Source organism: Falsiroseomonas sp. HW251, assembly GCF_050563545.1.
Taxonomy (GTDB): domain Bacteria; phylum Pseudomonadota; class Alphaproteobacteria; order Acetobacterales; family Acetobacteraceae; genus Falsiroseomonas.
Genome location: NZ_JBNXUM010000001.1, coordinates 1 through 23970 on the forward strand (window position 1 = coordinate 1; position 23970 = coordinate 23970).

The 23970-nt window shown below is 71.3% G+C and carries 23 protein-coding genes and 1 pseudogene; 13 read left to right on the forward strand and 11 right to left on the reverse strand.

The features are described 5' to 3' along the window. Both ACLF3M_RS00005 and ACLF3M_RS00010 read right to left on the reverse strand, forming a co-directional pair. A pseudogene (locus ACLF3M_RS00005) lies at window positions 1-302 on the reverse strand (hypothetical protein); the annotation flags it as partial. A gap of 22 nt (window positions 303-324) precedes the next feature. Next, window positions 325-1227 (reverse strand): cation diffusion facilitator family transporter, encoded by a 903-nt coding sequence (locus ACLF3M_RS00010; protein WP_430654773.1) that lies wholly within the window; start codon window positions 1225-1227, stop codon window positions 325-327. A gap of 131 nt (window positions 1228-1358) precedes the next feature. Between ACLF3M_RS00010 and ACLF3M_RS00015 the strand changes: the two genes are divergently transcribed. Continuing rightward, window positions 1359-2348 (forward strand): Bug family tripartite tricarboxylate transporter substrate binding protein, encoded by a 990-nt coding sequence (locus ACLF3M_RS00015; protein ID WP_430654774.1) that lies wholly within the window; start codon window positions 1359-1361, stop codon window positions 2346-2348. 116 nt (window positions 2349-2464) lie between these two features. Continuing rightward, complete coding sequence (locus ACLF3M_RS00020; RefSeq protein ID WP_430654775.1) at window positions 2465-3751, forward strand: MFS transporter; 1287 nt, start codon at window positions 2465-2467, stop codon at window positions 3749-3751. Between the two features lie 13 nt (window positions 3752-3764). Here the strand turns inward: ACLF3M_RS00020 and metH are convergent, their stop codons facing one another. Both metH and ACLF3M_RS00030 read right to left on the reverse strand, forming a co-directional pair. Then, window positions 3765-7256 carry a methionine synthase gene (metH, locus tag ACLF3M_RS00025; protein WP_430654776.1) on the reverse strand — a complete coding sequence of 1164 codons (3492 nt, stop codon included), beginning with the start codon at window positions 7254-7256 and terminating at the stop codon, window positions 3765-3767. 10 nt (window positions 7257-7266) lie between these two features. Continuing rightward, window positions 7267-8202 carry an ArsR/SmtB family transcription factor gene (locus ACLF3M_RS00030; RefSeq protein WP_430654777.1) on the reverse strand — a complete coding sequence of 312 codons (936 nt, stop codon included), beginning with the start codon at window positions 8200-8202 and terminating at the stop codon, window positions 7267-7269. A 40-nt stretch (window positions 8203-8242) separates the two neighbouring features. Here ACLF3M_RS00030 and ACLF3M_RS00035 point away from each other — a divergent pair, with 40 nt between their 5' ends. The 3 genes from ACLF3M_RS00035 (at window position 8243) to ACLF3M_RS00045 (ending at window position 10611) form a co-directional block, all read left to right on the forward strand. Beyond that, complete coding sequence (locus tag ACLF3M_RS00035) at window positions 8243-8614, forward strand: hypothetical protein (protein ID WP_430654778.1); 372 nt, start codon at window positions 8243-8245, stop codon at window positions 8612-8614. 62 nt (window positions 8615-8676) lie between these two features. Beyond that, window positions 8677-8991 carry a c-type cytochrome gene (locus ACLF3M_RS00040; protein ID WP_430654779.1) on the forward strand — a complete coding sequence of 105 codons (315 nt, stop codon included), beginning with the start codon at window positions 8677-8679 and terminating at the stop codon, window positions 8989-8991. A gap of 120 nt (window positions 8992-9111) precedes the next feature. Beyond that, complete coding sequence (locus tag ACLF3M_RS00045; protein WP_430654780.1) at window positions 9112-10611, forward strand: Dyp-type peroxidase; 1500 nt, start codon at window positions 9112-9114, stop codon at window positions 10609-10611. On the opposite strand, the gene ACLF3M_RS00050 is transcribed toward ACLF3M_RS00045, so the two are convergent. Then, the gene (locus tag ACLF3M_RS00050; RefSeq protein WP_430654781.1) at window positions 10593-11450 is read right to left on the reverse strand and encodes a helix-turn-helix domain-containing protein; all 858 of its coding nucleotides are present in this window, start codon (window positions 11448-11450) and stop codon (window positions 10593-10595) included. The two genes, ACLF3M_RS00045 and ACLF3M_RS00050, sit on opposite strands and share 19 nt — an antisense overlap. An 83-nt stretch (window positions 11451-11533) precedes the next feature. Between ACLF3M_RS00050 and ACLF3M_RS00055 the strand changes: the two genes are divergently transcribed. From ACLF3M_RS00055 to ACLF3M_RS00070, 4 genes are read left to right on the forward strand one after another with little or no spacing between them, the layout of a single operon-like run. Next, window positions 11534-12955, forward strand: coding sequence for a bifunctional 3-(3-hydroxy-phenyl)propionate/3-hydroxycinnamic acid hydroxylase (locus tag ACLF3M_RS00055; protein ID WP_430654782.1), 1422 nt, complete (start codon window positions 11534-11536; stop codon window positions 12953-12955). A gap of 14 nt (window positions 12956-12969) precedes the next feature. Then, window positions 12970-13809, forward strand: a complete 840-nt coding sequence (locus ACLF3M_RS00060; protein WP_430654783.1) for a fumarylacetoacetate hydrolase family protein — start codon at window positions 12970-12972, stop codon at window positions 13807-13809. Continuing rightward, window positions 13806-14786: a VOC family protein gene (locus tag ACLF3M_RS00065; RefSeq protein ID WP_430654784.1), complete on the forward strand. Its 981-nt coding sequence runs from the start codon at window positions 13806-13808 to the stop codon at window positions 14784-14786. Before ACLF3M_RS00060 ends, ACLF3M_RS00065 begins: the two co-directional genes overlap by 4 nt. Before the next feature lie 19 nt (window positions 14787-14805). Beyond that, window positions 14806-15753: a tripartite tricarboxylate transporter substrate binding protein gene (locus ACLF3M_RS00070; protein ID WP_430654785.1), complete on the forward strand. Its 948-nt coding sequence runs from the start codon at window positions 14806-14808 to the stop codon at window positions 15751-15753. Here ACLF3M_RS00070 and ACLF3M_RS00075 read toward each other — a convergent pair. The 6 genes from ACLF3M_RS00075 to ACLF3M_RS00100 all read right to left on the reverse strand — a co-directional run bounded on the left by ACLF3M_RS00075 (window position 15740) and on the right by ACLF3M_RS00100 (window position 20874). Next, a complete protein-coding gene (locus ACLF3M_RS00075) occupies window positions 15740-16429 on the reverse strand; it encodes a hypothetical protein (RefSeq protein ID WP_430654786.1) in 690 nt (229 codons plus the stop codon). The two genes, ACLF3M_RS00070 and ACLF3M_RS00075, sit on opposite strands and share 14 nt — an antisense overlap. After that, on the reverse strand, window positions 16426-16683 hold the full coding sequence (locus ACLF3M_RS00080) for a hypothetical protein (protein WP_430654787.1): 258 nt from the start codon (window positions 16681-16683) through the stop codon (window positions 16426-16428). The genes ACLF3M_RS00075 and ACLF3M_RS00080 overlap by 4 nt, the downstream gene beginning before the upstream one ends. Then, window positions 16640-17845, reverse strand: a complete 1206-nt coding sequence (locus ACLF3M_RS00085; protein WP_430654788.1) for a TRAP transporter large permease — start codon at window positions 17843-17845, stop codon at window positions 16640-16642. Before ACLF3M_RS00085 ends, ACLF3M_RS00080 begins: the two co-directional genes overlap by 44 nt. A 114-nt stretch (window positions 17846-17959) precedes the next feature. Continuing rightward, the gene (locus ACLF3M_RS00090) at window positions 17960-18721 is read right to left on the reverse strand and encodes a TRAP transporter small permease subunit (RefSeq protein WP_430654789.1); all 762 of its coding nucleotides are present in this window, start codon (window positions 18719-18721) and stop codon (window positions 17960-17962) included. A 69-nt stretch (window positions 18722-18790) separates the two neighbouring features. After that, the gene (locus ACLF3M_RS00095) at window positions 18791-19930 is read right to left on the reverse strand and encodes a TRAP transporter substrate-binding protein (protein ID WP_430654790.1); all 1140 of its coding nucleotides are present in this window, start codon (window positions 19928-19930) and stop codon (window positions 18791-18793) included. A gap of 134 nt (window positions 19931-20064) precedes the next feature. Continuing rightward, window positions 20065-20874, reverse strand: a complete 810-nt coding sequence (locus ACLF3M_RS00100) for a ferredoxin--NADP reductase (RefSeq protein ID WP_430654791.1) — start codon at window positions 20872-20874, stop codon at window positions 20065-20067. Window positions 20875-21011: 137 nt separating this feature from the next. Here ACLF3M_RS00100 and ACLF3M_RS00105 point away from each other — a divergent pair, with 137 nt between their 5' ends. From ACLF3M_RS00105 to ACLF3M_RS00120, 4 genes are all read left to right on the forward strand, one after another. Continuing rightward, window positions 21012-21722: a GNAT family N-acetyltransferase gene (locus tag ACLF3M_RS00105; protein ID WP_430654792.1), complete on the forward strand. Its 711-nt coding sequence runs from the start codon at window positions 21012-21014 to the stop codon at window positions 21720-21722. Between the two features lie 42 nt (window positions 21723-21764). Further along, window positions 21765-21929, forward strand: coding sequence for a hypothetical protein (locus ACLF3M_RS00110; protein WP_430654793.1), 165 nt, complete (start codon window positions 21765-21767; stop codon window positions 21927-21929). Window positions 21930-22088: 159 nt separating this feature from the next. After that, window positions 22089-23282 carry an amidase gene (locus ACLF3M_RS00115; RefSeq protein ID WP_430654794.1) on the forward strand — a complete coding sequence of 398 codons (1194 nt, stop codon included), beginning with the start codon at window positions 22089-22091 and terminating at the stop codon, window positions 23280-23282. Between the two features lie 59 nt (window positions 23283-23341). Beyond that, on the forward strand, window positions 23342-23872 hold the full coding sequence (locus ACLF3M_RS00120; protein WP_430654795.1) for an N-acetyltransferase family protein: 531 nt from the start codon (window positions 23342-23344) through the stop codon (window positions 23870-23872). The last annotated feature ends 98 nt before the right edge of the window (window positions 23873-23970 follow it).

Here is a 23970-nt window from a genome sequence, read left to right on the forward strand (position 1 = left end):
ATGGTCGGCGCCTCCGGCGCGGGCGGGACCGGCGGCGCGATCTCAGCCGCCGGCGGCGCCGGGCTGTCCTCGACCGGCACCGAGGGGACAGAGGGCGGCGCGGCCGGGCCGCCCGGCATCGCCGCGCTGTCCTCGGCGTCCGAGGCGCCGTCGCGCTCGCTGTCCCAGATCAGCGCGACCGTGCCCTGCGGCGCCGGCTCCGGCGGGACGCGCGCGGCGGCCCAGAGCATCGCCGCCAGCACCGCCGCGTGCAGCAGCACGGAGGCCGCGAAGGCGATGCCGCGGCGCGTCCCGTCCCTCACCGCGCGATGGCGCCGCGGCGCCTCACAGCACCAGCACGCCCCGGTGCTTGGCCTTGCCCTCGGGCTCGATATGGATGGTGATGGTGGCCTGGCCGAGTTCGTCCTTCAGCGCGGCCTCGATCCGGTCGCAGATCTCATGCGCCTCCTCCACCGTCATCGCGGCGGGGACCACCAGGTGGAATTCCAGGAAGGTGAAGCGGCCGGAATGGCGGCTGCGCAGGTCATGCGCTTCCAGCGCGCCCTCGGCGTGGCGGGCGACGATCTCCTTGATGCGCAGCATCGTGTCGGCCGGCACCGCCTCGTCCATCAGCCCGCCCAGGGATTCGCGCATCAGCCGCCAGCCCGAGAAGAGGATGTTCACCGCGGTCGCCGCCGCCAGCAGCGGATCGAGCCAGAGCACCCCGGTCAGCGCCACCAGCGACACGCCGACCAGCACCCCGCCCGAGGACACGACATCGGCCAGCAGGTGCCGCGCATCCGCCATCAGGGCGGGCGAGCGCGCCGACCGGCCGCGGCGGAACAGCAGCGCCGACCAGGCCGCGTTGATCCCCGTCGCGACCGCCGAGACCATCAGGCCGAGCGGCGCCTGGTCCAGCGGCCGCGGGTTGTTCCAGGCGGACCAGGCCTCGTGCAGGATCATCAGCGCGGCGACGATGATCAGCGCGCCTTCCAGGACGGCGGAGAAATACTCGGCCTTGGCGTGGCCATAGGGATGGTTGGCATCGGCCGGCAGCTGCGACAGGCGGATGGCGCCGAGCGCCGCGCCGGCGGCGGCGACGTTGACCACGGATTCCAGCGCATCGGCGAACAGCGCGACGGAGCCGGTCGCCCACCAGGCCCAGCCCTTGAGGGCGAGCACCGTCAGCGCCACCACAACCGAGAGCGCGGCGATATGCTCGATGCGCGAGGCCTGCGAGCCCGCCACGTCCCAGCCTTCCTTGTTGCGGGGGGAACGGCGCTGTCTTGCCCCGAGGCCGGGGGGCCGGGCAAGCCCGCGGTGCCTGGGCGGGCAGGCGCCCTCTCGCAATCCTTCCGGGGCGGGAGCATATGCCGCGGATGGAACGGCCCGGGATCACGCGCCGCCTCGGCCTGCGGGCGGGACTCGGCCTCGCGCCCTGCCTCGTGCCCGGCCTCGCGCGGGCGGCGCCCGCGCAGGACGGCCGCCCGGTCTCCTGGGTGGTGCCGAACGGGCCGGGCAGCGCGCTCGACATCGCCGCGCGGCTGATCGCGCCGGACCTCGGCGCGCGCCTGGGCCAGCCCGTGGTCGTGGAGAACCGCCCCGGCGCCGGCGGGCTGCTGGCGGCCGAGGCGGTCGCGCGCGCCCCGGCCGACGGGAATACGCTCTTCTTCGGCAATTCCTCGACCTTCGCGATCGCGCCCCTGATGATCCCGGGCCACCGCTTCGATGTGCTGCGCGACCTCGCGCCGGTGGGGGGCATCGGCGCGTCCTGGAACGTCATCGCGGTCGCCGCCGATGGCCCGCATCGCGGCCTGCCCGGGCTGCTGGACGCCGCGCGCGCCGCGCCCGGGCGCATCTCCTGCGCCACGACCACCGGATCGGCGCAGCAGCTGGCCGCGCTGCTATTCGCCCGCGCGGCGGGGATCGAGCTGAACCTGCTCACCAGCACCTCCTCGGTCACCGGGCTGCAGGACGTGGTGGCGGGGCGGGTGGACATGGCGGTGGAACACCTCCCGACCGTCCAGCCGCTGCTGGCGGAGCGGCGGCTGCGGCCGCTTGCGGTCAACGCGCCGATGCGTATCGAGCAGCTGCCCGATGTCCCCGCTCTGACGGAATACGGCATCGCCGGCGCCGAGGCCGCGACCTGGTCGGCGCTCTACGTCGCCGCGCGCACGCCGCCGGGTGCGGTCGCGCGCCTGGCCGCGGCGCTGCGCGGCGCGCTGGCCGAGCCCCGCGTGCAGGAGACGATTCGCCGCATCGGCGCCAGCGTGATCGCCGAGGCCGACGGCGCGACGCTCACCGCGATGCTGGAGGAGGATCTCCGCCGCTACCGCGCGGTCTTCGACGTCGGCGGGCTCCGGCCTTAGAGCCCGCATCGGACTCACCCCTGCCCCGATCGCGGGCCAGCCCCGCCATTTCCGCCTTGCCCCCGGCAGCGCGCCGTCGACTATGGTCCGGAGCCGGGCACCCGAGGGAGCCATCCATGCTTGCCGATCGCCTTGCGCGCGCCCTGGAGGCGAGGGGCATCCACTACGCCTGGGTCATGGCGGCGCTGGCCTTCTTCTACGTCTTGTTCTCGACCTCCGCGCTCGGCGTCCCGGGCGTGCTGATCCTGCCGATGTCGCAGGACCTCGGCATGACCATCGGCGAACTCTCGGCCCCGCAGGGGCTGCGTTTCGTCATGTTCGGCGCGATGGCACCCTTTGCGGGCGGGCTGATGCTGCGCTACGGGCCGCGACGCATCGTGGCCTTCGCCGGCGTGCTGCTGATGGTGGGGCTCGTCGTCACCGCGACCATCGCCAGCCAGTGGCAGCTCTGGCTCGGGATCGGCGTGATCCTCGGCATCGCGCCGGGCCTGACGGCGCTGCAGATCAACGCCATCATCTCCTCCCGCTGGTTTGCCGCTCGGCGCGGGCTGGTGGTCGGGCTGATGGGCGGGGCGTCGGCCACCGGCGTCCTGATCTTCATGCCGCTCGCCGCCTGGATCGCGGAGCACTGGGGCTGGCGGATGGCGCTGCTTCCATCCGGCATCGGCATCGCCGTGATGGTCGGGCTGGCCCAGCTCCTGTTCCGCGACCGTCCGCAGGAACTCGGCCTGCCCGCTTACGGCGAGACGGCGATGCAGCCCATCCCGCCCAGGCCCCAGGGCAACTTCGTTCGCATCAGCTTCGAGATGCTGTCGCTCGGCATCCGCCGGCCGGTCTTCTGGATCCTGTCGGGCGCCTTCGCGATCTGCGGCGTTTCCAGCTTCGGCGTCACCCAGGCGCATCTCGTGCCCTATTGCGGAGACATCGGCATCCCCATGGTCACCGCGGCTTGGCTGCTGGCGGTGATCGGCGTCTTCGACCTGATCGGCACGGTCGGCTCGGGCTGGCTGTCCGACCGCTACGACAACCGCTGGCTGCTGGCCGGCTACTACGGGTTCCGCGGCCTGTCGCTGATCTGGCTGGTGTTAAGCGACACCTCGCTGGCGGGGCTGACGGTCTTCGCGGTCGTCTACGGGCTCGACTTCATCGCCACCATGCCGCCGACGGTGAAGCTGACCATCGCGACCTTCGGGCGGGAGGCCGGACCGGCGCTGCTCGCCTGGATCTTCGCCGCGCACCAGTTCGGCTCCGGCGCCTTCGCCGCGCTGGCCGGGTCGAGCCGCGACGCGGTCGGCAGCTACGTGCCGGCCTTCTTCGTCGCCGGGCTGCTCTGCCTGGTGGCGGCCGCGTCCTTCGTGGCGGTGCGGCGGCCCACGCGGGCGCCGAGCCCGGCGCCGGCCTGAAGGCCGCACCACCTCACACGCTGAAGTACTTCGCGCGGGGGTGGTGCAGCACGATCGCGCTGGTGGACTGCTCGGGGTGCAGCTGCCACTCGTCGCTGATCTCGACGCCAATGCGCTCCGCCTTCAGCAGCTTCAGCAGCGGCTCCTGGTCCTCGAGCCGCGGGCAGGCGGGGTAGCCGAAGGAATAGCGGCCGCCGCGATAGCCCTGGCTCAGCATCTTCTCGATGTCGCGCTCGTCCTCGCCGGCGAAGCCCCATTCCGCGCGGATGCGCTTGTGCACGTATTCCGCCATCGCCTCGGCCATCTCGACGCCGAGGCCATGCAGGTAGAGGTAGTCCTGGTAGCGGTTCTCCTCGAACCACTCGCGCGCGACGTCGGACGCCTTCTGGCCGACGGTGACGACCTGCAGGCCGATCACGTCGCGCCCATCCTCGATGTCGGTGACGAAGTCAGCGATGCACTCGCCGTCGTCCTTGGGCTGGCGCGGCAGGGTGAAGCGGCAGGCCTCGGTCGTGCCGTCCTCCTCGAAGAGGATCAGGTCGTTGCCCTGCCCCGCGCATTTCCAGTAGCCGTAGATCGCCTGCGGCTTGAGGATCTGCTGCTCCTCGCTCAGCGACAGCATGCGCCTGAGCACCGGGCGCAGCTCCTGCTTCGCCCAGCCCAGGAAGTCGTCGAGCGAGCGGCCGGCCTTCCGGAAGCCCCACTGGAATTGATAGAGGCTGCGCTCGTTGATGAAGGGCACGAGGGCTTTCGGCGCTGCCTCCATCACGCGCGCGCCCCAGAAGGGCGGCGTCGGCGCGGTCGATTGCGCGGCGACGCGGCGGCGACGCGACTGCGCGTAGTTCACGTCCACCGGCGCGAAACCGCGCGGATCGGCCTGGCCGAGCGTGCGCTTCTCATTGCGCGTCTTCCCCGACCGCTTGGCCTGCAGCGCCGCGAGGTAGTCGTCGAAGCCGTTGCCCATCACCTTGTCCATGAGGTGCAGGCCGTCGAAGGCGTCCCGCGCATAGGCCACGCGCCCGCAAGCATAGGCCTTCACGCAATCATCCTCGACATAGTTGCGCGTCAGCGCCGCGCCGCCGAGCAGCACCGGCACGTCGATCCCCTGGCGCGACATCTCCTCGAGGTTCTCGCGCATCACCACGGTGGACTTCACCAGCAGCCCGGACATGCCGATGGCATGCGCCTTGTGCTCCTTCGCCGCGGTGACGATGTCGTTCAGCGGCACCTTGATGCCGAGGTTGACGACCTTGTAGCCGTTGTTGGTCAGGATGATGTCGACCAGGTTCTTGCCGATGTCGTGGACGTCGCCCTTCACCGTGCCGAGCACGATGATGCCCTTCTCCTGCCCCTCGACGCGTTCCATGTGGGGCTCGAGGTAGGCGACGGCGGCCTTCATCGTCTCGGCGGATTGCAGGACGAAGGGCAGCTGCATCTTGCCCGCGCCAAACAGGTCCCCGACCACCTTCATGCCGTCCAGAAGCACGTCGTTGATGATCGACAGCGGCGTCAACCCCTTGGCCAGCGCATCGGCCAGCTCCTCGTCCAGCCCCTTGCGGTCGCCGTCCACGATGCGGTCCTTGAGCCGTCCCTCGACCGTCTCCGCGCGCTTCTTCTTGACGTTGTCCGCGGCCTTCCGGCCGGAGAAGATCTCGAGCACCTTCTGGAGCGGATCGTAGCCCTCGCGGCGGCGGTCGAAGATCAGGTCCTCGACCACTTCGACCTCCTCCGGCGGGATCTGGTGCAGCGGCTTGATCTTGGACACGTGCACGATCGCGCCCGTCATGCCGGCCTTCACGGCGTGATCCAGGAAGACGCTGTTCAGCACGTGCCGCGCGGCCGGGTTCAGCCCGAAGGAGATGTTGGACAGGCCGAGGATGATCTGGATGTCGGGGAACTCCTCCCGGATCGCCCTGATGCCTTCCAGCGTCCAGAGGCCGAGCTTGCGGTCGTCCTCATTGCCGGTCGCGATGGTGAAGGTCAGCGGGTCGATGAGCAGGTCCGACTGCGGCAGGCCGTGCCGGTTGCAGGCGAAGTCCACCAGGCGGCGCGCGATCCGCAGCTTGTCCTCCGCGGTCTTGGCCATGCCGACCTCGTCGATGGTCAGCGCGATGACGCCGGCGCCGAACTTCCTGGCGAGCTTCATGCGGTCCGTCGCATGGCCCTCGCCATCCTCGAAGTTGATGGAGTTGATGATGGGCTTGCCGCCATGCAGCTTCAGCGCGGCCTCGATCACCGGGGTCTCGGTGCTGTCGATGACCAGCGGAGAGTTCACGCTGCTGGTGAAGCGGCGGATGACCTCGTTCATCTCCGCCATCTCGTCGCGCCCGACGAAGGCGGTGCAGATGTCGAGGCTGTTGGATCCTTCCGCCACCTGCTCGCGTCCGATCGCGAGGCACCCGTCCCAGTCATGCGCGGCCTGGCGTTCGCGCCACGCCTTCGACCCGTTCGCGTTGCAGCGCTCGCCGATCGAGAAGTAGCTGTTCTCCTGCCGCAGCGCAGTCGCGGTGTAGAGCGACGCGACGGAGGGGATCCAGACGGGCTTGCGCGCGACCGGCGCCGGCCGCGCGGCGCTGCCGCCGAGCTTGCGAAGCAGCGCATCCAGCGCGGCGATATGCGCATCGTTGGTCCCGCAGCAGCCGCCGATGAGGTTGAGCCCGTCCTCCGTGACGAAGCGCTCCATCCAGCTCGCGAGCTCCGCCGGGCCCAGCGGGTAATGCGTCTTCCCGTCCACCAGCTCCGGCAGCCCGGCATTGGGCTGGACGGAGATCAGGCCGGGCCAGTTCCTGCTGAGCCAGCGCACATGCTCCGCCATCTCCTGCGGGCCCGTCGCGCAGTTCAACCCGAGCAGCGGCACGTCGAGCGAATGCACCACCGAAGCGGCCGCCGAGATATCGGGGCCGACCAGCAGCGTGCCGGTCGTCTCCACCGTGACCTGGACGAAAACCGGGATATCGGACTTCGCCTCGGCGCGCGCGATCTTCGCCGCATTCACCGCGGCCTTGATGTAGAGCGTGTCCTGGTTGGTCTCGGTCAGCAGCGCGTCGGCGCCGCCGGCGATCAAGCCGCGGCACTGGACCGCCAACTCGCGCTCCAGCGTGTCGTAGTCGATGTTGCCGAGGCTCGGCAGCTTCGTCCCCGGCCCGATGTCGCCGATCACCCAGCGGTGGCGCCCGTCGGAGAAGCCCTCCGCGGCCTCGCGCGCGAGCTCCACCGCGACCTTGTTGATCTCGAAGGCGCGGTCGCCGAGCTCGAACTCGGCGAGCGTCACCGGCGAGCCGCCGAAGGTGTTGGTCAGCACCGCGTCGGCGCCGGCGGCGAAATAGCCGTGATGAATCTCGCGCACGATGTCGGGGCGCGAGAGGTTCAGCACCTCGGTGCAGTTCTCCTTGTCCCAGAAGTCGCGGGCGACATCGAGCGTCATGCCCTGGATGCGCGCGCCGAAACCGCCGTCGCAGAGCAGCACCCGGTCACGCAGCGCGTCGAGAAGATGGGGGCGGGACATGGCGTGAGCCTTACTTCGCGAGGGCGTGCGCGGCGTGGCGCTGCGCCGACCAGATGCGGACGGAAAGCGGACCGGGAAGCGTGACCTGCGAGGCCAGTGTGCAACCCGCGCCGCCCAGCCAGCCCGCGAGCTGCGCGTCGTCGAAGCCTGGCCAGCGATGCGCCTGCTTCTCCATCAGCGAGGCGTCGCCATGCGGCGCGAGATCCGCGACCAGCAGCGTCCCGCCGGGCTTCAGCACGCGGGCGGCCTCGGCCAGCGCGGCGGCGGGATCCTCGGCGTAGTGCAGCACCATCTGCATGGTGACGGCGTCGAAGGCGGCGTCCGCGAAGGGCAGCCGGTACATGTCGGCCTGGCGCACGCCGGCGCGGTCAGCGACGCCGCGCTCGGCCAGCCGCGCGCGGGCCAGCGCCAGCATGTCGCGGCTCATGTCCACGCCGAGCGCGCGGTCGGCCCGCGGCGCCACCAGTTCCAGCAGCCGCCCCGTGCCGGTGCCGATGTCGAGCAGCGCGCCGAGCCTGGCCGGCAGCGCATCCAGCAGCGCGGTCTCGATCTCGCCCGCGGGCAGGCCGAGCGCCCGCATCTCGTCCCAGTCCATGCCATGTCGCCGGAAGGCCTCCGATGCCTCCCGCGCCCGCTCCGCCGCCAGCCGTGCCGCGACGCGGCGGTCGGATGCCAGGCGCGGATCCTCCTCCGGCAGCCGGGCCAGGATCAGCCGCGCGAGATCCGCCCCCGCCGGCATGGCGAAATAGGCGTTCGCCCCTTCCGGGATGCGCTCCAGCAGCCCTGCTTCCGTCAGCAGCTTGAGATGCCGGGACAGCCGCGGCTGCGACTGCCCCAGCACCGCGCAGAGATCGGTCACGCAGAGCGGATGCCGCGCACACAGCGCCAGCAGCCGGAGCCGCGTCGGCTCCGCCACGGCGCGCAACTGGGAGAGCAGATCGTCCATGCGCTTGCAAATGGCATAAAGATATCCTTATGTCCAGCACATGGCCTGGTCCGTTGACGCCCGTATCCCGCTTGTGACCGTCCCCGACGAGGCCACCCTGGCCGCGGCGCTGGCCGCCGGCCGCCCCGCCGCCGTCCTGGCCGAGGCGCCCCCGCCGGCGAAGCCCGAGGCTGCCGTAGCCCTGGTCAGCTTCGACGTGACGGGCCCGCAGCATGTCGCGGGCTGCACCTGCTGCGCCGGCCGCAGCGCCGCCGCGCTGGCGCTGGACCGGCTGTTCCAGGCCCGCGTCCGCAACGCCTGCCCCTGGTTCGAGCGGGTGGTGGCCCTGGCCGATACCGAGGCGGCGCGCACCGAGATCGCCGCCGCCCTGCAGGACGATGCGCTGACCGCCGCCCGCTTCCGCGCGGCTTGACCCGCCGCAAGGACGTGCGGAACTGCCCGTGCTCCGTTGCGTCCGTCACGCGGAGGTGTCGGATGCGCGTCGTCCTGGCCTGCCTGATCCTGCCCTTCCTCGCCGTCGCGGCGGCGGCGCAGGGCGACCCCGCCACGGGCCGCCGCCTGGCGGAGGCGCAATGCGCGTCCTGCCACGCCGTCGCGGGTGGCGGCCCTTCCCCCAACATGGCCGCGCCGCCCTTCGCCGCCGTCGCGCGCATGCCCTCCACCACCGCGCTCTCGCTGCAGGCCTTCCTGCGGACGCCGCATGGGCAGATGCCGGATGTCGTGCTGACGCCGGCGCAGCTCGACGACGTCACGGCCTGGATCCTGTCGCTCCGCACCGGGCCGAACTGAACCAGCTCCTCGGACCGGTTGTCTGCGGCGCTTCACAATCGCGTCGCCAGCGAATTCGCGATTGAGCGCGATCGGCACACGCGTGCAGCTTTCCTTGCCGGCAACCATGGGAGGCAGGGCGTGCCCCTATCCACTCTTCTGCAGAAGCCGATCCGCTGGTCATCCTGGGTCAACGACCCCGAGCTTCGCGAGCTGCTGCAACAGCTCCAGGCGAACGTCCTGAAGGGGCATGGCCGCGACCACACCGGCAACATCTTCGTGGGCTTGGGCGGCATGGCGGGCCAGGACATCGCCGCCCTGCTGCGACGGCTCGCGCCGCTGGTCACGCCTGCGTTGCAGCAGCTTTCCGAGGCCGAGGCCTTTCGCAACCTCGGCATCGGCGGCGGCCGTGTCGTCTGCCTGTTCCTCGCCGCGACGGCCTATGCGAAGCTCGGCCTGCCCGCGGCGAAACGGCCGCCCGGCGCGGCCTTCCAGGCCGGCATGCGTGCCCGGGGGCAGCTGCCCGCCCTGCAGTTCGGCGGCCTGCCGCCGCTGCCCGGCCTCAACGACCCGCATGAGAGCCATTGGGGCGCCGGCGCCTTCGCGCCGGGCAATCCGACGCCCGACGCCATGCTGCTCGTCGCCGACGACGACCCCGATCGCGTCACCGCGGGGCTCGAGGCGCTGATCGGCGTGCTGAACGGGACCGGCGCCCGCGTGCTCGGGGTCGAGCGCGGCAAGGCGCAACGCCGGCGCAACCAGGGCGGCAACCCCAAGGGCGAGGGCATCGAGCATTTCGGCTATGTGGACGGCCGCAGCCAGCCGCTCTTCCTCGCTGAGGATGTCGATCGCGAGCCCCGCGCGCAGTGGGACCCGGCCTTTCCGCCGAGCCAGTTCCTGGTCGCCGATCCCGCCGGCCGCTCGCCGCTCGCCTGCGGCAGCTACTTCGTCTTCCGCAAGCTCGAACAGGACGTCGCCCGCTTCAAGCGGCAGGAGGACGAGCTTGCCGACGCGCTCTATGGCCGCGACGCGGATGAGGAGCTGCGGGAGCGCGCCGGCGCGCTGGTCGTCGGCCGCTTCGAGGACGGCACGCCGGTGGTGCTGCAAGGCGATCCGCAGGGCGGCCACCCGCCGAACGACTTCACCTTCGCGGCGGACGCGCAGGGCGGCGCCTGCCCCTTCCGCGCCCATATCCGCAAGGCCAACCCGCGTGGCGAATCCGAACCGCCGGGCGCCGCGCGACCCCCGGGCCTGAAGCATGAGCGCGAGCGCATCATGGCCCGCCGCGGCATCACCTATGGCGAGCGGCGGGGCACGCCGGGCGACGGCTTCCCCGAGGATGACCGGCCGAGCGGCGATGTCGGCCTGCTCTTCATGGCCTACATGGCCGACATCACGGAGCAGTTCGAGTTCACCCAGGCCGGCTGGGTGAACAACGCGGACTTCGTGAAGCCCGCGACCGGCGTGGATCCCGTGCTGTCCCAGCGCGCCAACCGGCCAGGCACGCCCGGCGACACGAAGTGGACGGACGCCCGCACCGGCAACACCGCGTCCTACGACTTCCGCACGGCGGTGAAGCTGCTGGGCGGCGAGTATTTCTTCGCCCCCTCCATCGGCTTCCTCTACGACGCGCGGGGCTGACGCGATCGCTGTGTGCCATCCCGGGCGATGCCGTCGGGCTCGCCCGGGTCCCGCGCCGCGGATCCGATGCGCTGCAGCGCTGCCTCGATCTCCGCCACGACCTCCCGCAGCGGCTCCAGGCAGAGCCGCACGCCTTCCTCCGGCGGTATGGTGCGGGCCATCCAAATCGCGTTGACGCAGCCCAGCAGCCGCGCGCCCTGGCGCACCGGCAGCGCGATGGATCCCGTATGCGGCCAGGGCGTGCCGGCGCCGATGCGCAGCGCGAAGCCGCGCCTGCGCGTCGCCGCGATCATCCGCGCGATCCCGGCGGCATCGCGCGCCGGCGCGTCCTCCTTCCGGTCGGAGGCCGCGAGCAGGCGGAGCAGCGTCTCGCGCTCGCTCCGCGGCGCAAAAGCGAGCCAGGCCTGGCCGACGGAGCTCTGCATCACCGGCAGCGCGCGGCCGATCATGCCGCGGTCGATCGAGAAGCGCGCGACGCGATGCGTCGTCTCGCGGATCACCATCGCCGTGCCCTCCAGCGTGCAGAGGTCGCAGGGCCAGCCGATCCGCCCGGTCAGGCGATAGAGCGCGGGCGCGGCGACGGCGCTGATCCATTCCTCGTCCTCGAAGCCGTCGGAGAGGCTCCGGACCTTGAGGCGCAGCACCCAGCGCTCGTCGGACGGGCTGCGCGCGACGTAGCCCTCGCGCTCCAGCGTCTCGACCAGGCGATAGACGGTCGGGCGGGGGATGCCGGTCTCGCGCGCCAGGGTCAGCGCTGTCGCGCCGCCATGCCGGTTGAGCGCGGCGAGCAGGTCGAGGCCGCGCGCGAAGGCGCGGATCGGTTTCGGAGCCGTTCCCATGTCCACCACGCGGACAAGCCGACGGGAAGCTTTGCGCCGCGGCTGCCGGGCTGGCAAGCCTGTCGCCAGCAGGAGGAAGCGCCATGCCGCATGACGTCGCGATCGTCGGCTTCGGCCCCGTGGGGGCGACGCTCGCGCATCTGCTGGCGCAGCAGGGGCTGAGCGTCCTGGTGCTGGACCGCGAGGCCGCGGCCTATCACCTGCCCCGCGCCGTGCATTTCGACGACGAGGTGATGCGCGTCTTCCAAGGGATCGGCCTGGCGGAGGCCATCCTGCCCTTCACCCACCTCTCGCCCGGCATGCGCTTCGTGGACGCGGCGGGGCGGCTGATGATGGACTGGTCGCGGCCGCAGGCGACGACGCCGCAGGGCTGGAACGCATCCTATCGCTTCCACCAGCCCGACCTCGAACGCGTGCTGCGCGACGCACTGGCGGCGAAGCCGGGCGTCGCCATCGAGACCTCGACCGACGTCACGGCGGTATCCCAGGACGACGAGGGCGTGACGCTCTCGACGACGCGCGGCGAGCGTCGCGCGCGCTGGGTGGTGGGCTGCGACGGCGCGAAGTCCTTCCTGCGCGCGACGATCGGCGGCGGGATGGACGACCTCGGCTTCGACGAGCGCTGGCTGGTGGTGGATGTCATCCTGAAGCGCCCGCGCCCCGACCTCGGCGACCATTCCATCCAGTTCTGCCGTCCCGACCGCCCGGCGACCTATGTCCGCGGCGTTGGCGACCGCCGGCGCTGGGAGATTACCGTCCACAAGGACGAGGCGCCAGGCGAGCGCATGGACGACGCCGAGGTCTGGCGCCTGCTGTCGGACTGGATCGGACCGGACGACGCCGTGCTGGAACGCAGCGCCGTCTACACCTTCCGCTCCGCCGTCGCGCGGCGCTGGCGGGACGGGCGCCTGCTGATCGCCGGCGACGCCGCGCATCTGACACCGCCCTTCATGGGCCAGGGCATGTGCGCGGGGATCCGCGACGCCGCGAACCTCGGCTGGAAACTGGCCCGCGTGCATCGTGGCGAGGCGGACGAGACGCTGCTCGACAGCTACCAGGCGGAACGCGCGCCGAATGCGAAGGAATACATCGCGACCGCGGTGCGCCTCGGTGGCCTGATCAACACGCGCGCAATGGCCGCCGCGCTCGGCGACGCGCCGCCGGATGAGCCTGTGAGGATGAGTTCCATCGCGCCCGCGCTGGGCGGCTTCACCGCGCCCTATGGCCGCCCGGTGCCGCAGCCCACCCTCGCGGATGGACAGCGCTTGGACGACCGCGTCGGCCCGCGCTTCGCCGTGCTGCTGACGGAGCAGGCCGCCGCCGCGCTGAACGCCGCGACGATGGATCGCCTCGCCGCCCGCGGCGCGGTGCTGGTCGCGGATGACGCGCTCTCACCCTGGCTCGCCACGCTCGGCGCCGCCGCCGCGCTGGTGCGGCCGGACCGCATGCTCCTCGCCGCCGCGCCCGACGCCGCCGGCGTCGCATCCTTCCTCGACCTCTTCTGAGAACTGACACGACCATGCGCCTCCTCACCTTCCGCCGCGCCGACGGCAGCCTCGCCCCCGGCGCCATCGTCCCGGGCGGCGTCGCCGACCTCGGCAAGCGGCTCGGCGTCGCGTCGCTGCGCGCGCTGCTCGCGTCGGGCAGGCTGGACGAGGCGAAGCGCCTCGACACCGCCGACCTACCGCTGGAGGGCCTCTCCTTCGCCCCCGTCATCCCCGACCCCGACAAGATCATCTGCGTCGGCCTAAACTACCGCGACCACGTCGCGGAGACCGGCCGCACCGTCACCGAGAAGCCCGCGCTCTTCGCGCGCTTCGCCGGCAGCCAGGTCGGGCACGGCCAGCCCATGATCCGCCCCCACGCCTCCGTCGAGTTCGACTACGAGGGCGAGCTGGCGGTGATCATCGGCAAGGCCGGCCGCCATATCGCCGCTTCCGACGCGCTGAAGCACGTCGCGGGCTATGCCTGCTACAACGAAGGCTCGATCCGCGACTGGCAGCGCCACACCAGCCAGTTCCTCGCGGGCAAGACCTTTGCCGGCACCGGCGCCTTCGGCCCCTGGATGGTGACCAGCGATGAGATCCCCGATCCCTCGACGCTCACGCTGGAGACACGGGTGAACGGCCAGGTCGTGCAGCACACCACGACGGACCTCATGATCACGCCGGTGCCGCAGATCATCGAATATGTCTCGACCGTCCTGCCGCTGCTGCCGGGCGACGTCATCGTCTCCGGCACGCCGGGCGGCGTGGGGGCCAAGCGCAACCCGCCGCTCTGGCTGAAGCCGGGCGACGTCACCGAAGTCGAGATCTCGCGTATCGGTCTGCTGCGCAACCCGGTGGAGCAGGAAGCATGATCCAGGCCCTCGGCTACATCGGCATCCGCGCGGCGCAGCCCACGGAGTGGGACGGCTTCGCGACCAGGCTGCTCGGCATGCAGCGCGTCGACCGCGGCGGCGGGACGCATGTCTTCCGCATGGACGACCGCGCGCAGCGCCTGGTGGTGACGCCCGAAGCCGACGACGGCCTCGCCTTCATGGGGTGGGAGGTCGCGGACGCCGCCGCCCTCGACGCACTCGCCGCGAAGCTGGAAGCCGCCGGCATCGCCGTCGAACGCGGCAGCCGCGCGCTGGCGGATGAGCGCCACGTCGCCGGCCTCATCGTCTTCCGCGATCCCGGCGGCAACCGGCTCGAGGTCTTCCACGGCCAGGAAGTCGCGGACGAACCCTTCAAGCCCGGCCGCCCGATCTCCGGCTTCCGCACCGGCCCCTTCGGCATGGGCCATGCCGTGCTGCATGTGAAGGACGCGCAGGCACTCGCGCCCTTCTACCGGGACACGCTGGGCTTCGGGCTCAGCGACTACGGCCGCAAGCCCTACGACCTCTTCTTCTTCCACGTGAACGGCCGCCACCACTCCTTCGCCATGGTCGGATCGGGCCGGGCCGGCATCCACCACTTCATGGTGGAGCTCGGCAGCCTGGACGATGTCGGCCAGGGCTACGACCTCGCGACGGCGGAGAAGGACCGCGTCGCCTATTCGCTGGGCCGCCACACCAACGACTGGATGACGTCCTTCTACGCGAACACGCCGTCCGGCTTCTTCGTTGAATATGGCTGGGGCGGACGGATCATCGATCCCGCGACCTGGCAGCCGCACGAGACTTTCGACGGCCCGAGCTACTGGGGCCATGAGCGCCTGCACCTGCCCGAGGACGGCGCGCGCGCGCATCTCCGCGCGATGCGCATGGACGCCGCGGCGCGCGGCCTGCGCGCGCCGGACCCGCAGCCCTCGACGGGCTGCGCCTGGGCCGACGCCACCATTCGACAGAACTGACGAACAGGGAGGACCATCCATGATCACCCGCCGCCTGGCCTTGGCCGCGCTGGCCGCCGCGCCGCTGCCCGCGCTCGCCCAGACCGCGCTGCCGCGTACCGTCACGCTCGTCGTGCCCTTCGGGCCTGGCACCGTCGTCGACATCATGGCGCGCGCCTTCGCCGAGCCCTTCCGCCAGGCGCTCGGCGGCAACACCACCGTCGTCGTGCTGAACCGAGAGGGCGCGGGCGGCGCGATCGCCGCGGGCTCCGTCGCGCAGGCGCGGCCCGACGGCGCCACGATCGGCTTCGGCCCGTCGGGCATGCTGACCACGCAGCCCTTCATGGTGCCGACGCCCGGCTATCGCCTCGATAGCTTCGAGCCGGTCTGCCAGACCTTCGAGAACATCTTCGCCCTCGCCGTGCCCGCCCGCTCGCCCTACCGCACCCTGCAGGAGCTGCTGGACGCCGGGAAGGCGCGCCCGGACACGCTGAGCTTCGGCCATGCCGGCAACGGCACGGTCGGCCACCTCATCGTCCGCCAGCTCGAGATCCTCTCCGGCGCGCATTTCAACGACGTCGCCTACCGCGCCGGCGCGCAGATGATGACCGACGCGATGGCCGGCACGGTGGACCTGGTCGCGACGACCTGGGCGACGCTGCGCGAGAGCGGCCTGCGCGTGCTCGCCGTCGCGGCCGATGCGCGCGATCCCGCGATCGAGGCGCCGACCCTGGCCGAGCTCGGCTTCGCCGTGAACTGGCGCGGCTTCGGCGGCCTCTGGGCCCCGCGCGGCCTGGCGCAGCCGATCGCCGAGAAGCTGCAGGCGGCCTGCCTGCAGGCCACCGCGTCCGAGGGCTATGGGAGCGTGATGGCGACCACCGCGCAGGTCGTCGCGCCGCTCGACGCCCGCCGCTTCGGCGAGCGCCTGACGGCCGAGCAGCGCGAGGCCCAGGCGCTGCTGGACCGCCTCGGCCTCATTCCGCGGTGAACGAGGTCTCCACCGACCCGATTCCGGAGAGGCTCGCGCGTAGCGTGCCCGCCGGCGCGGCGGCCGGCGTCAGCCCCGCCACGACCAGCAGCGCGCCCGCGGGCAGCCCGCCCCAGTCGCGTGCGAACCGCGCGGCCTCGGCGAAGCGCGCGCCGAGGTCGCATTCTGCGCCGCGCGCGCCCTTCGCGCCGAGCGCGACGCGCGTCGCGCCGGCCGCGACGGCCCTGCCCTTCCCCGCCACCACCAGCCCGAGCCGCCCGAGATCCGCGGCCAGCAACAGCGGGTCCTCCACGCGCTCGCCATAGCGCATCGCGGAGACGTCGAGCGCGGGATGGATCCGCGCGAAGACCGCCGCCGCGTCGTCATCGGGATCGAGCGGCTCCGCCAGCACGCCGATCGCCGCGGCGGTCACCTCCGCATGGCGTAGCGCGTCCGTCGCGATCGGTGCGCCGGCCGGCACCAGCCGCGCCTCCGTCATCGGCCCCGCGATCATCGCGCCGCCGCGCGCCAGCACCCGCACGCCGCAGGCGACCTGGCCCATCGCCTCCAGCGCCGCCGCCGCGATCTCGGCGGCTTCGTCGGCGTCGCGCGGCGGCTCCAGAACCGCCAGCGGGTTGCCGGTCTCCGTCGCCTCCGCGATCCAGCCCGCGACGGCCGCCGCGTCGAAGCCGCTCAATTCAGCGGCGGGAGGGCGATCTCCTCCTGCTCCATGAAGCCGCCGGGCGGCGCCGCGTCGAAGCTGCCGGCCGTGGCCGGATCCACCGGCGCGCCGCCATAGAGCTGCTCCGGCAGCCAGGTCACGAGCCCCGGGAAGATGTAGACCATCAGCATGCAGAAGATGACGATGTAGATGAAGGGCATGCAGCCCTTGAAGATGTCCTCGAGCTTAACGTGCGGCGGTGCGACGCCCTTGAGGTAGAAGGCCGCCATCGCGACGGGGGGGCGACAGGAAGGACGTCTGCAGGTTGAGCGCGACCAGGATGCCGAAGAAGATCGGGCTGATGCCGAAATCGTCGAGCATCGGCAGGAAGATCGGCACGAAGATCACGATGATCTCCGTCCATTCCAGCGGCCAGCCCAGGATGAAGATGATGACCTGCGCCAGCAGCATGAAGGTGAAGGAGTTCAGCGGCAGCGACTTCACGAATTCCTCGACCACGGACTGCCCGCCGAGATAGCCGAAGACCGAGGAGAAAATGTAGCTGCCGACAAAGAGCCAGCAGACCATCGCCGAGGTGCGCGCGGTCAGGAACACGCTCTCCTTCAGCTTCTGCCAGGTGAAGGCGCGGTAGACGATCGCCAGGATGACGGAGCCCAGCGATCCCATCGCCGCGGCTTCCGACGGTGTCGCGAGGCCGAGGATGATGGAGCCGAGCACCGAGGCGATCAGCAGCGCGAGCGGTACGAAGGAGGTGACCAGCGACCAGACGATGGTCGTGACCGGGACGTTCCGCTCCTCCTTCGGCAGGCGCGGCGCCATGTCGGGGCGCACGATGCCGATGCCGATGGTGTAGAGCATGTAGAGCAGCGCAAGCGACACGCCGGGGATGAAGGCCGCGGCATAGAGCTGCACGACGGAGACGCCCGCCGTCGCGCCATACAGGATCAGCATGATCGAGGGCGGGATCAGGATGCCGAGGCACCCGCCCGCGCAGGTCACGCCCGCCGCAAGCTTCGGGTCGTAGCCCGCGCGCAGCATCGCCGGAAACGCCAGCAGCCCCATCAGCGTGACAACGGCGCCGACGATCCCCGTCGCCGTCGCGAACAACGCGCAGGTCGCGAGTGTCGCGACGGCAAGCGATCCCGGCAGCCCGCCCGAGGCCAGCTGCAGCGACCGGAACAGCCGGTCCAGGATATTCGCGCGCTCGATGATGTAGCCCATGAAGACGAAGAGCGGGATCGATAGCAGGACGTCGTTGCTCATCACGGCATAGGTGCGCACGACCAGCAGGTCGAAGACGCGTTCCTGCATGCCGAGGTAGCCGAAGAACAGCCCCATCGCCATCAGCGTGAAGGCGATGGGGAAGCCCAGCATGATGAAGAAGAGGAACAGCAGGAGCTGCGTGAGCCCGAGCGCGGGATCGGAAATCATGGAGTGCCCTCAGGCGCCTGGAGAAGCCCTCTCCACCCGAAAGGGGGAGAGGGTTGGGTGAGGGGGGCGCGCAAGACGGCCCCGTGTGCGCCGGACAGCGTCACGACCGCCCCATCACGGCGCGTGGTCGCGCGACGCCGATTGCTGCCGCGCCGCCAGCATCGCCGCATCCGCGATCGCGGCCTCGCCGCCGCGCAGCATCTCGGCCGCCAGCGCCTCGGCGCCCTTCGCCTCCGCTGCCAGCAGGATCTGCTTCTCCATCTCCTCGACGTCCGACAGCCGCGCCGGCCAGTCGCCGTTGCGGATGCACTGCACGCAGCGCACCACCTCCGCCAGGCCCTGCAGCAGCAACAGCAGGCCGACCAGCGGGATCAGGAACTTGAAGGGCCAGAGATACGGCCCGTTCGGGCTGGTGGCGCTGCGCTCGTTCTGCGCGAAGCTCAGCGCGAAGAAGTGCCAGCCGGAGATCATGAAGGCCATGATCGCGGGGAAGAAGAACAGGATGTAGAGCGTCAGGTCGAACTTCGCCTGCAGCGCCGGGCGGAAGTTGCGATAGAGGAAGTCGCCGCGGACATGCCCGTTGCGCGACAGCGCATAGGCGCCGGCCAGCATGAACAGCGTGCCGTACAGCATGTAGGAGGTGTCGTAGGCCCAGTCCGTCGGCGCGCGGAAGAAGCGCCGCGCGGTCACGTCGTAGCAGATCGCCGCCGTCAGCAGCAGGATCGCCCAGGACCCGGCCTGGCCGACGAAGGTGGACAGCCGGTCGATGCCGATCAGCACCTTCAGCGCGCCCGGCCGCCTGGCGAAGACGATGCCCGCCACGATCGCCGCCGCGACCAGCGCGACGATCGCGTAGATCCAGACCCGATCCGTCATCCGTGCCCCCCCGACACGAAGAGAGGCCGGCCCGCTGCCGGACCGGCCCTCACCCGAACGCCTGGCGCCTCAGCCCTGGCGCGCGAAGAAGTGGTTGTACCCGATGACCGGGCTCGTCTGGTAACGCAGGTAGAAGCCGGCGACGCGCCGGCACCAGTCGCGCTGGCTCTCGCAGACCTTGCGGAAGAAGGGCCCGTTCGCCGGCGAGGAATTGTCGGCCTGCAGCCGCGTCACGACGCGGTCCCAGGCGGCGAGCTGCGCATCCAGCACCGCGCGCGGCGTCTGGCGCACCGTCACGCCGGCCTGCGCCAGCGCGGCGAGGTCGCGGGGATAGCGGTCCTGCTGCTTCCACGACATGTCGGCCGACGCCGATTCCGACGCGTACTTGATGACGAGCTGCAGCTCCTGCGGCAGCGCCTCGAACTTCTGCCTGTTGAACAGGATCTCGAAGCACTCGGTGTTCTGGTGCAGCGACTGCAGCATGTAGTTCTTGGCCACGTCCGACAGGCCCAGCACGCGGTCCGAGGAGGGGTTGTTGAACTCCGCCCCGTCCAGCACGCCGCGCTCCAGCGCCGGGCCGACCTCGCCGCCCGACAGCGCCACGACCGCAGCCCCCATCTCCTGGAACAGGTCCGTCGCCAGGCCGATGGTGCGGTAGCGCAGGCCGCGGATCTGCTCCGGCCGCTCGATCGGCGTGCGGAACCAGCCGAGAGGCTGGGTCGGCATCGGCCCCGACATGAAGGCGACCGCGTTCAGCCGCAGGATGTCGTTGACGAGCTCGCGGTACAGCGCCTCGCCGCCGCCATAGTAGAACCAGCCGATCAGCTGGTTGGCGTCGCCGAACCAGGGCGGGGAGGTCCCGAACAGGCTGAAGGCCTTGTTCTTGCCGTACCAGTAGCCCGACACGCCATGCCCGCCATCGAGCGTCCCGGCATGCACGGCATCCATCAGTTGGAAGGCGCCGACGACGGAGCCCGCCGCCAGCAGGTCCAGCCGCACGCGCCCGCCGCCCATCGCGTTGACGCGGGTGACGAAGTCCTGCGCGTATTCGTGGAAGATGTCGCGCTGCGCCCAGGTGGACTGGAAGCGCAGCACCACCGTCTGGGCACGGCTGACATTGGGGGTGGCGAGCACGGTCGTGCCTACGGCACCGACCGCGGCCGCCGTCAGCAGCCCGCGACGCCCGGCGCGCGTCGTCTCTTGGGTCATCGTTTCCTCCTCGCTCCGCCGCATCCTTGTTGCGGCGAATGAACGAGAGGTCATTTAGATCGGTGCCGCGTTCCTCGCAACGACCGACATCGTGTAATTCTCGTCAGGATTTAAACGAAGCCAGACGAATTCAACTATTTCGTGACGAACGCCTTCTCCACGACGTAACTGCCGGGGTTGTTGTTGGAGCCTTCCTCGAAACCCCGCGCCTCCAGCAGCGCGCGGATGTCCGCGTTCATCGCCTCCGACCCGCACAGCATCGCGCGGTCGCGCTCCGGCGACAGCGGCGGAAGGCCGAGATCGGCCGTCAGCGACCCGTCCTCGATCATCGTCGTGATGCGCTTCGTCCGCCCGAAGGGCTCCCGCGTGACGGAGGGTATGTAGGTCAGCTTCCCCGCCACGATCTCGCCAAGCAGCTCATGCGCCGGCAGCTCCTTCGCGACGAGGTCGCGATAGGCGAGCTCCGCGGCCTGGCGGACCGTGTGGACCAGGATGATCCGCTCGAAGCGGTCATAGGTCTCGGGCTCGCGGATCAGGCTCATGAATGGCGCGAGGCCGGTGCCGGTGGCGAAGAACCACAGCACGCCGCCCGGGACCAGGTTGTCGGTCACCAGCGTGCCGGTCGCCTTGCGGCCGATCAGCACGTGGTCGCCCGGAACGATGTGCTGCAGGCGCGAGGTCAGCGGCCCGTCCTGCACCTTGATCGAGAGGAACTCGAGGTGCTCCTCCCAGGGCGGGCTCACCATGGAATAGGCGCGGACCAGCGGCTTGCCCTCCACCGCCAGCCCGATCATGGCGAACTGGCCGGCTGTAAAGCGGAAGGACGGGTCGCGCGTGCAGGTGAAGGAAAACAGCCGCTCGGTCCAATGATGGACCGTCAGCACGCGCTCCTGGAAGAAGCCGGGCGGGGCGGCGGGCTTGGCGATCTCGGCGGAGGTGCTCATGCCCGTCCTCATGCTATGGGCGCGCGGATGCTGCAATCTCATCCCTGCAGCTTACGCTGCAACGCGGTAGCTCATCTCGCATTGTCGTGGCGCAAGTCCAGCGCCGGGGCCATGCTTCCCGCGCATTGCCGAAAGCCATGGCCCCCATGACAGACCTGCCGCTCGGCCCCGAGGTGGATCTTACCCCCCGCCCGCTCCCCGCGCGCATCCCCCATCACGGCGCCGCCGTGACGCTGGAGCCGCTGGCGGTCCGCCATGCCGAGGACCTCTGGGCGGCCGCGCAATCCGACCCGGAGGGACGCTCCTGGACCTATCTCGGCTATGGCCCCTTCCCCGACGCGGCCGCCATGCGCCGCCACGTCGCGGCCTTCGCGGCCCAGCACGACCCCATGGCCTGGGCCGTCCGCCCGCACCGCTCTGGCCGCGTCGAGGGCTGGCTCACGCTGATGGAGATCCACCCCGCCCACGCCGCGATCGAGATCGGTCATATCTGGTTCTCGCCCCGCCTGCAGCGCAGCCGCGCGGCGACCGAGGCGATGTTCCTCCTCATGCGCCACGCCATGGACGACCTGGGCTACCGGCGCCTGGTGTGGAAATGCAACGCGCTGAACGCGCCCTCCGTCGCTGCCGCGCATCGCCTGGGCTTCGTGGCGGAGGGCGTCCATCGTGCGGTGCAGGTCACCAAGGGCCGCCGCCGCGACACCGCCTGGTTCTCCATCCTGGAGGACGAATGGCCCGCCCGCCGCGACGCCATCGCCGCCTGGCTGCAGGACGCCAACTGGGACCACCAGGGCGCGCCCCGGACATCGCTCACCGCGGCCATCGCGGCGCTGGATCGCGACGCATGAACGGGGCATGATGGTTCTGTCATCCGCGGGAGGAGGGCGTCCATGCACGGCATTGAATTCGAGTTCGGCGAGGTCCTGGCCTGGGGCCTGATCGTCGCGACCTTCGTCTATGCCGCGGGGCTGCATCGCCTCGGCCGCGGCGGGGCGGTCGCGCTGGCGGCGCTCGCGGCCATGGCAACCAAGGCGGCGCTGCTGCCGTTGACCTGAGGCATCGGACCGGCACCGTTCAGCAACAATGCTGCGCTGGATCGTGTCCTGTGGGACTTGAGCGACCCCTGAACCGGCGGGGGCGCGCGGCATTGTCTTTCGTTCCGCCATGCCGCAGGGTCCAAGCCTGACAGGCACGAGAAGGGGGCCAGCCCGCCCATGGCGCGCGTGATCGAGGATACCGTCGGCGCCTTCGTCCCGGGCCCCCGGATCGAGCTGGCCGGCGCCCCGTCGGGCCCGCTCGCCGGGCTCGACTTCGCGGTGAAGGACCTCTTCGACGTCGAGGCCGCGCCGACGACCTACGGCAACCCCGACTGGGCCCGCACCCATCCCGTCGCCGTCGCCTCGGCGCCCATCGTGGTGGCGCTGCTGCAGGCCGGCGCGTCGCTGCGCGGCAAGACGAAGACGGTCGAGCTCGCCTATGGCCTGACCGGCGAGAATGTCTGGCATGGCACGCCGGTCAACCCCGCCGCGCCGGACCGCTTCCCCGGCGGCTCCTCCTGCGGCTCGGCCGCCGCGGTGGGCGCTGGGCTGGTGGATTTCGCGCTCGGCTCCGACACCGGCGGGTCGGTGCGCATTCCCGCAAGCTATTGCGGCCTGTTCGGCATCCGCCCGACCTGGGGCGCGGTGAACCTGACCGGCGCCTGCGGCCTAGGCCCCAGCTTCGACACCGCGGGCTGGTTCGCCCGCGACGCCGCCACGCTCCGCCGCGTCGGCGACGTCCTGCTGCCCGCCGCGCCGGCGGCCAGCCTCGGCCCGCTGATCAAGGTGCAGGAGGCCTGGGTGAACGCGCTGCCGACCGTCGCGGCCGCGCTCTCCGTCGCGCTGTCGGCGACCGAGCGCGTCGCCGGCCCGGTGCTCTCGCTCAACCTGGTGCCGGAGACGCTGGACGCGACGTACGAGAATTTCCGCCACATCCAGGCGCAGGAGGCCTGGGCCACGCTCGGCGCCTGGATCGAGGCGACGCAGCCGCAATTCGGCCCCGGCGTCGGCGAGCGCTTCGCGCTCGCCAAGGTCACCGATCCCGCCCGCTTGGCGGAGGCGCGGCGCTTCCGCGAGGTGTTCCGCGCCCGCGTCACCGGGCTGCTCGGCTCCGGCGCGGTGCTGGCTTATCCGACCTCCCCCGTCCCGGCGCCGCGGCTCGAGACGCCGCCCGAGGGCCAGCAGGCCGTGCGCGAGAGGACGCTCGGCGTCACCGCCATCGCCGGCCTCGCCGGGCTGTGCGAGGTCACGATCCCCGCGGCGCGGGTGGACGGGCTGCCCGTCGGCCTTTCGCTCGTCGCCGCGCCGGGCCGCGACCGCGCGCTGCTGGCGTTCGCGGAGAACGTGGCGGCCGCGCTCGGCATCGGATGAGGGCCGCCGTCACGCGACCGCGGCTTGCCGCCCCGCCCGCGTCGTCCTAAGCGCCCAGCATGGTCATCCGCGACGCCACCCCCGCCGACGTGCCGGCGATCAGCGCGATCTACGCGCATCACGTCCTGCACGGCACCGGCACCTTCGAGGAGGATCCGCCGGACGAGGCCGAGATCGCCGCGCGGCTCGCGCGCGTGCAGGGCAGCGGCTGGGCCTGGCTGATCGCCGAGGACGAAGCCGGCGACGTCATCGGCTACTCCTACTTCGCGCAGTTCCGCGACCGCTCCGCCTATCGCCACACCGCGGAGAACGCGATCTATGTCCGCGACGACGTGCGCGGCCAGGGCGTCGGCAAGGCGCTGGTGCAGGCCCTGGTCGAGCGCGCCGAGGCCGCAGGATTCCGCCAGATGCTGGCCGTGATCGGCGATTCCGAGAATACGGGCTCGATCGGCCTGCATGTCTCGCTCGGCTTCCGCCAGGTCGGCGTACTGAAATCCGTCGGCGTGAAGTTCGGACGCTGGGTGGACGTGGTGATGATGCAGCGCACCCTCGGCGAGGGCGACCGCGCGCTGCCGGAACCGGCGCCCTGACGCACCGCCTGTCCTAGCCCGCGATCGGCCTGAGTGTGCTCACCGAAGGTGGGCACGCCAGGCCGTGAATCGCCGGGCCAGGGAAAGCTGGACCCGTA

Coding starts and splice junctions, on each gene's coding strand:
- ACLF3M_RS00015 (WP_430654774.1), top strand. CDS start 1,359: ATGGAACGGCCCGGGATCACGCGCCGCCTCGGCCTGCGGGCGGGACTC.
- ACLF3M_RS00020 (WP_430654775.1), top strand. CDS start 2,465: ATGCTTGCCGATCGCCTTGCGCGCGCCCTGGAGGCGAGGGGCATCCAC.
- metH (WP_430654776.1), bottom strand. CDS start 7,256: ATGTCCCGCCCCCATCTTCTCGACGCGCTGCGTGACCGGGTGCTGCTC.
- ACLF3M_RS00030 (WP_430654777.1), bottom strand. CDS start 8,202: ATGGACGATCTGCTCTCCCAGTTGCGCGCCGTGGCGGAGCCGACGCGG.
- ACLF3M_RS00035 (WP_430654778.1), top strand. CDS start 8,243: ATGGCCTGGTCCGTTGACGCCCGTATCCCGCTTGTGACCGTCCCCGAC.
- ACLF3M_RS00040 (WP_430654779.1), top strand. CDS start 8,677: ATGCGCGTCGTCCTGGCCTGCCTGATCCTGCCCTTCCTCGCCGTCGCG.
- ACLF3M_RS00050 (WP_430654781.1), bottom strand. CDS start 11,450: ATGGGAACGGCTCCGAAACCGATCCGCGCCTTCGCGCGCGGCCTCGAC.
- ACLF3M_RS00055 (WP_430654782.1), top strand. CDS start 11,534: ATGCCGCATGACGTCGCGATCGTCGGCTTCGGCCCCGTGGGGGCGACG.
- ACLF3M_RS00060 (WP_430654783.1), top strand. CDS start 12,970: ATGCGCCTCCTCACCTTCCGCCGCGCCGACGGCAGCCTCGCCCCCGGC.
- ACLF3M_RS00065 (WP_430654784.1), top strand. CDS start 13,806: ATGATCCAGGCCCTCGGCTACATCGGCATCCGCGCGGCGCAGCCCACG.
- ACLF3M_RS00070 (WP_430654785.1), top strand. CDS start 14,806: ATGATCACCCGCCGCCTGGCCTTGGCCGCGCTGGCCGCCGCGCCGCTG.
- ACLF3M_RS00080 (WP_430654787.1), bottom strand. CDS start 16,683: ATGGCGGCCTTCTACCTCAAGGGCGTCGCACCGCCGCACGTTAAGCTC.
- ACLF3M_RS00085 (WP_430654788.1), bottom strand. CDS start 17,845: ATGATTTCCGATCCCGCGCTCGGGCTCACGCAGCTCCTGCTGTTCCTC.
- ACLF3M_RS00090 (WP_430654789.1), bottom strand. CDS start 18,721: ATGACGGATCGGGTCTGGATCTACGCGATCGTCGCGCTGGTCGCGGCG.
- ACLF3M_RS00095 (WP_430654790.1), bottom strand. CDS start 19,930: ATGACCCAAGAGACGACGCGCGCCGGGCGTCGCGGGCTGCTGACGGCG.
- ACLF3M_RS00100 (WP_430654791.1), bottom strand. CDS start 20,874: ATGAGCACCTCCGCCGAGATCGCCAAGCCCGCCGCCCCGCCCGGCTTC.
- ACLF3M_RS00105 (WP_430654792.1), top strand. CDS start 21,012: ATGGCCCCCATGACAGACCTGCCGCTCGGCCCCGAGGTGGATCTTACC.
- ACLF3M_RS00110 (WP_430654793.1), top strand. CDS start 21,765: ATGCACGGCATTGAATTCGAGTTCGGCGAGGTCCTGGCCTGGGGCCTG.
- ACLF3M_RS00115 (WP_430654794.1), top strand. CDS start 22,089: ATGGCGCGCGTGATCGAGGATACCGTCGGCGCCTTCGTCCCGGGCCCC.
- ACLF3M_RS00120 (WP_430654795.1), top strand. CDS start 23,342: ATGGTCATCCGCGACGCCACCCCCGCCGACGTGCCGGCGATCAGCGCG.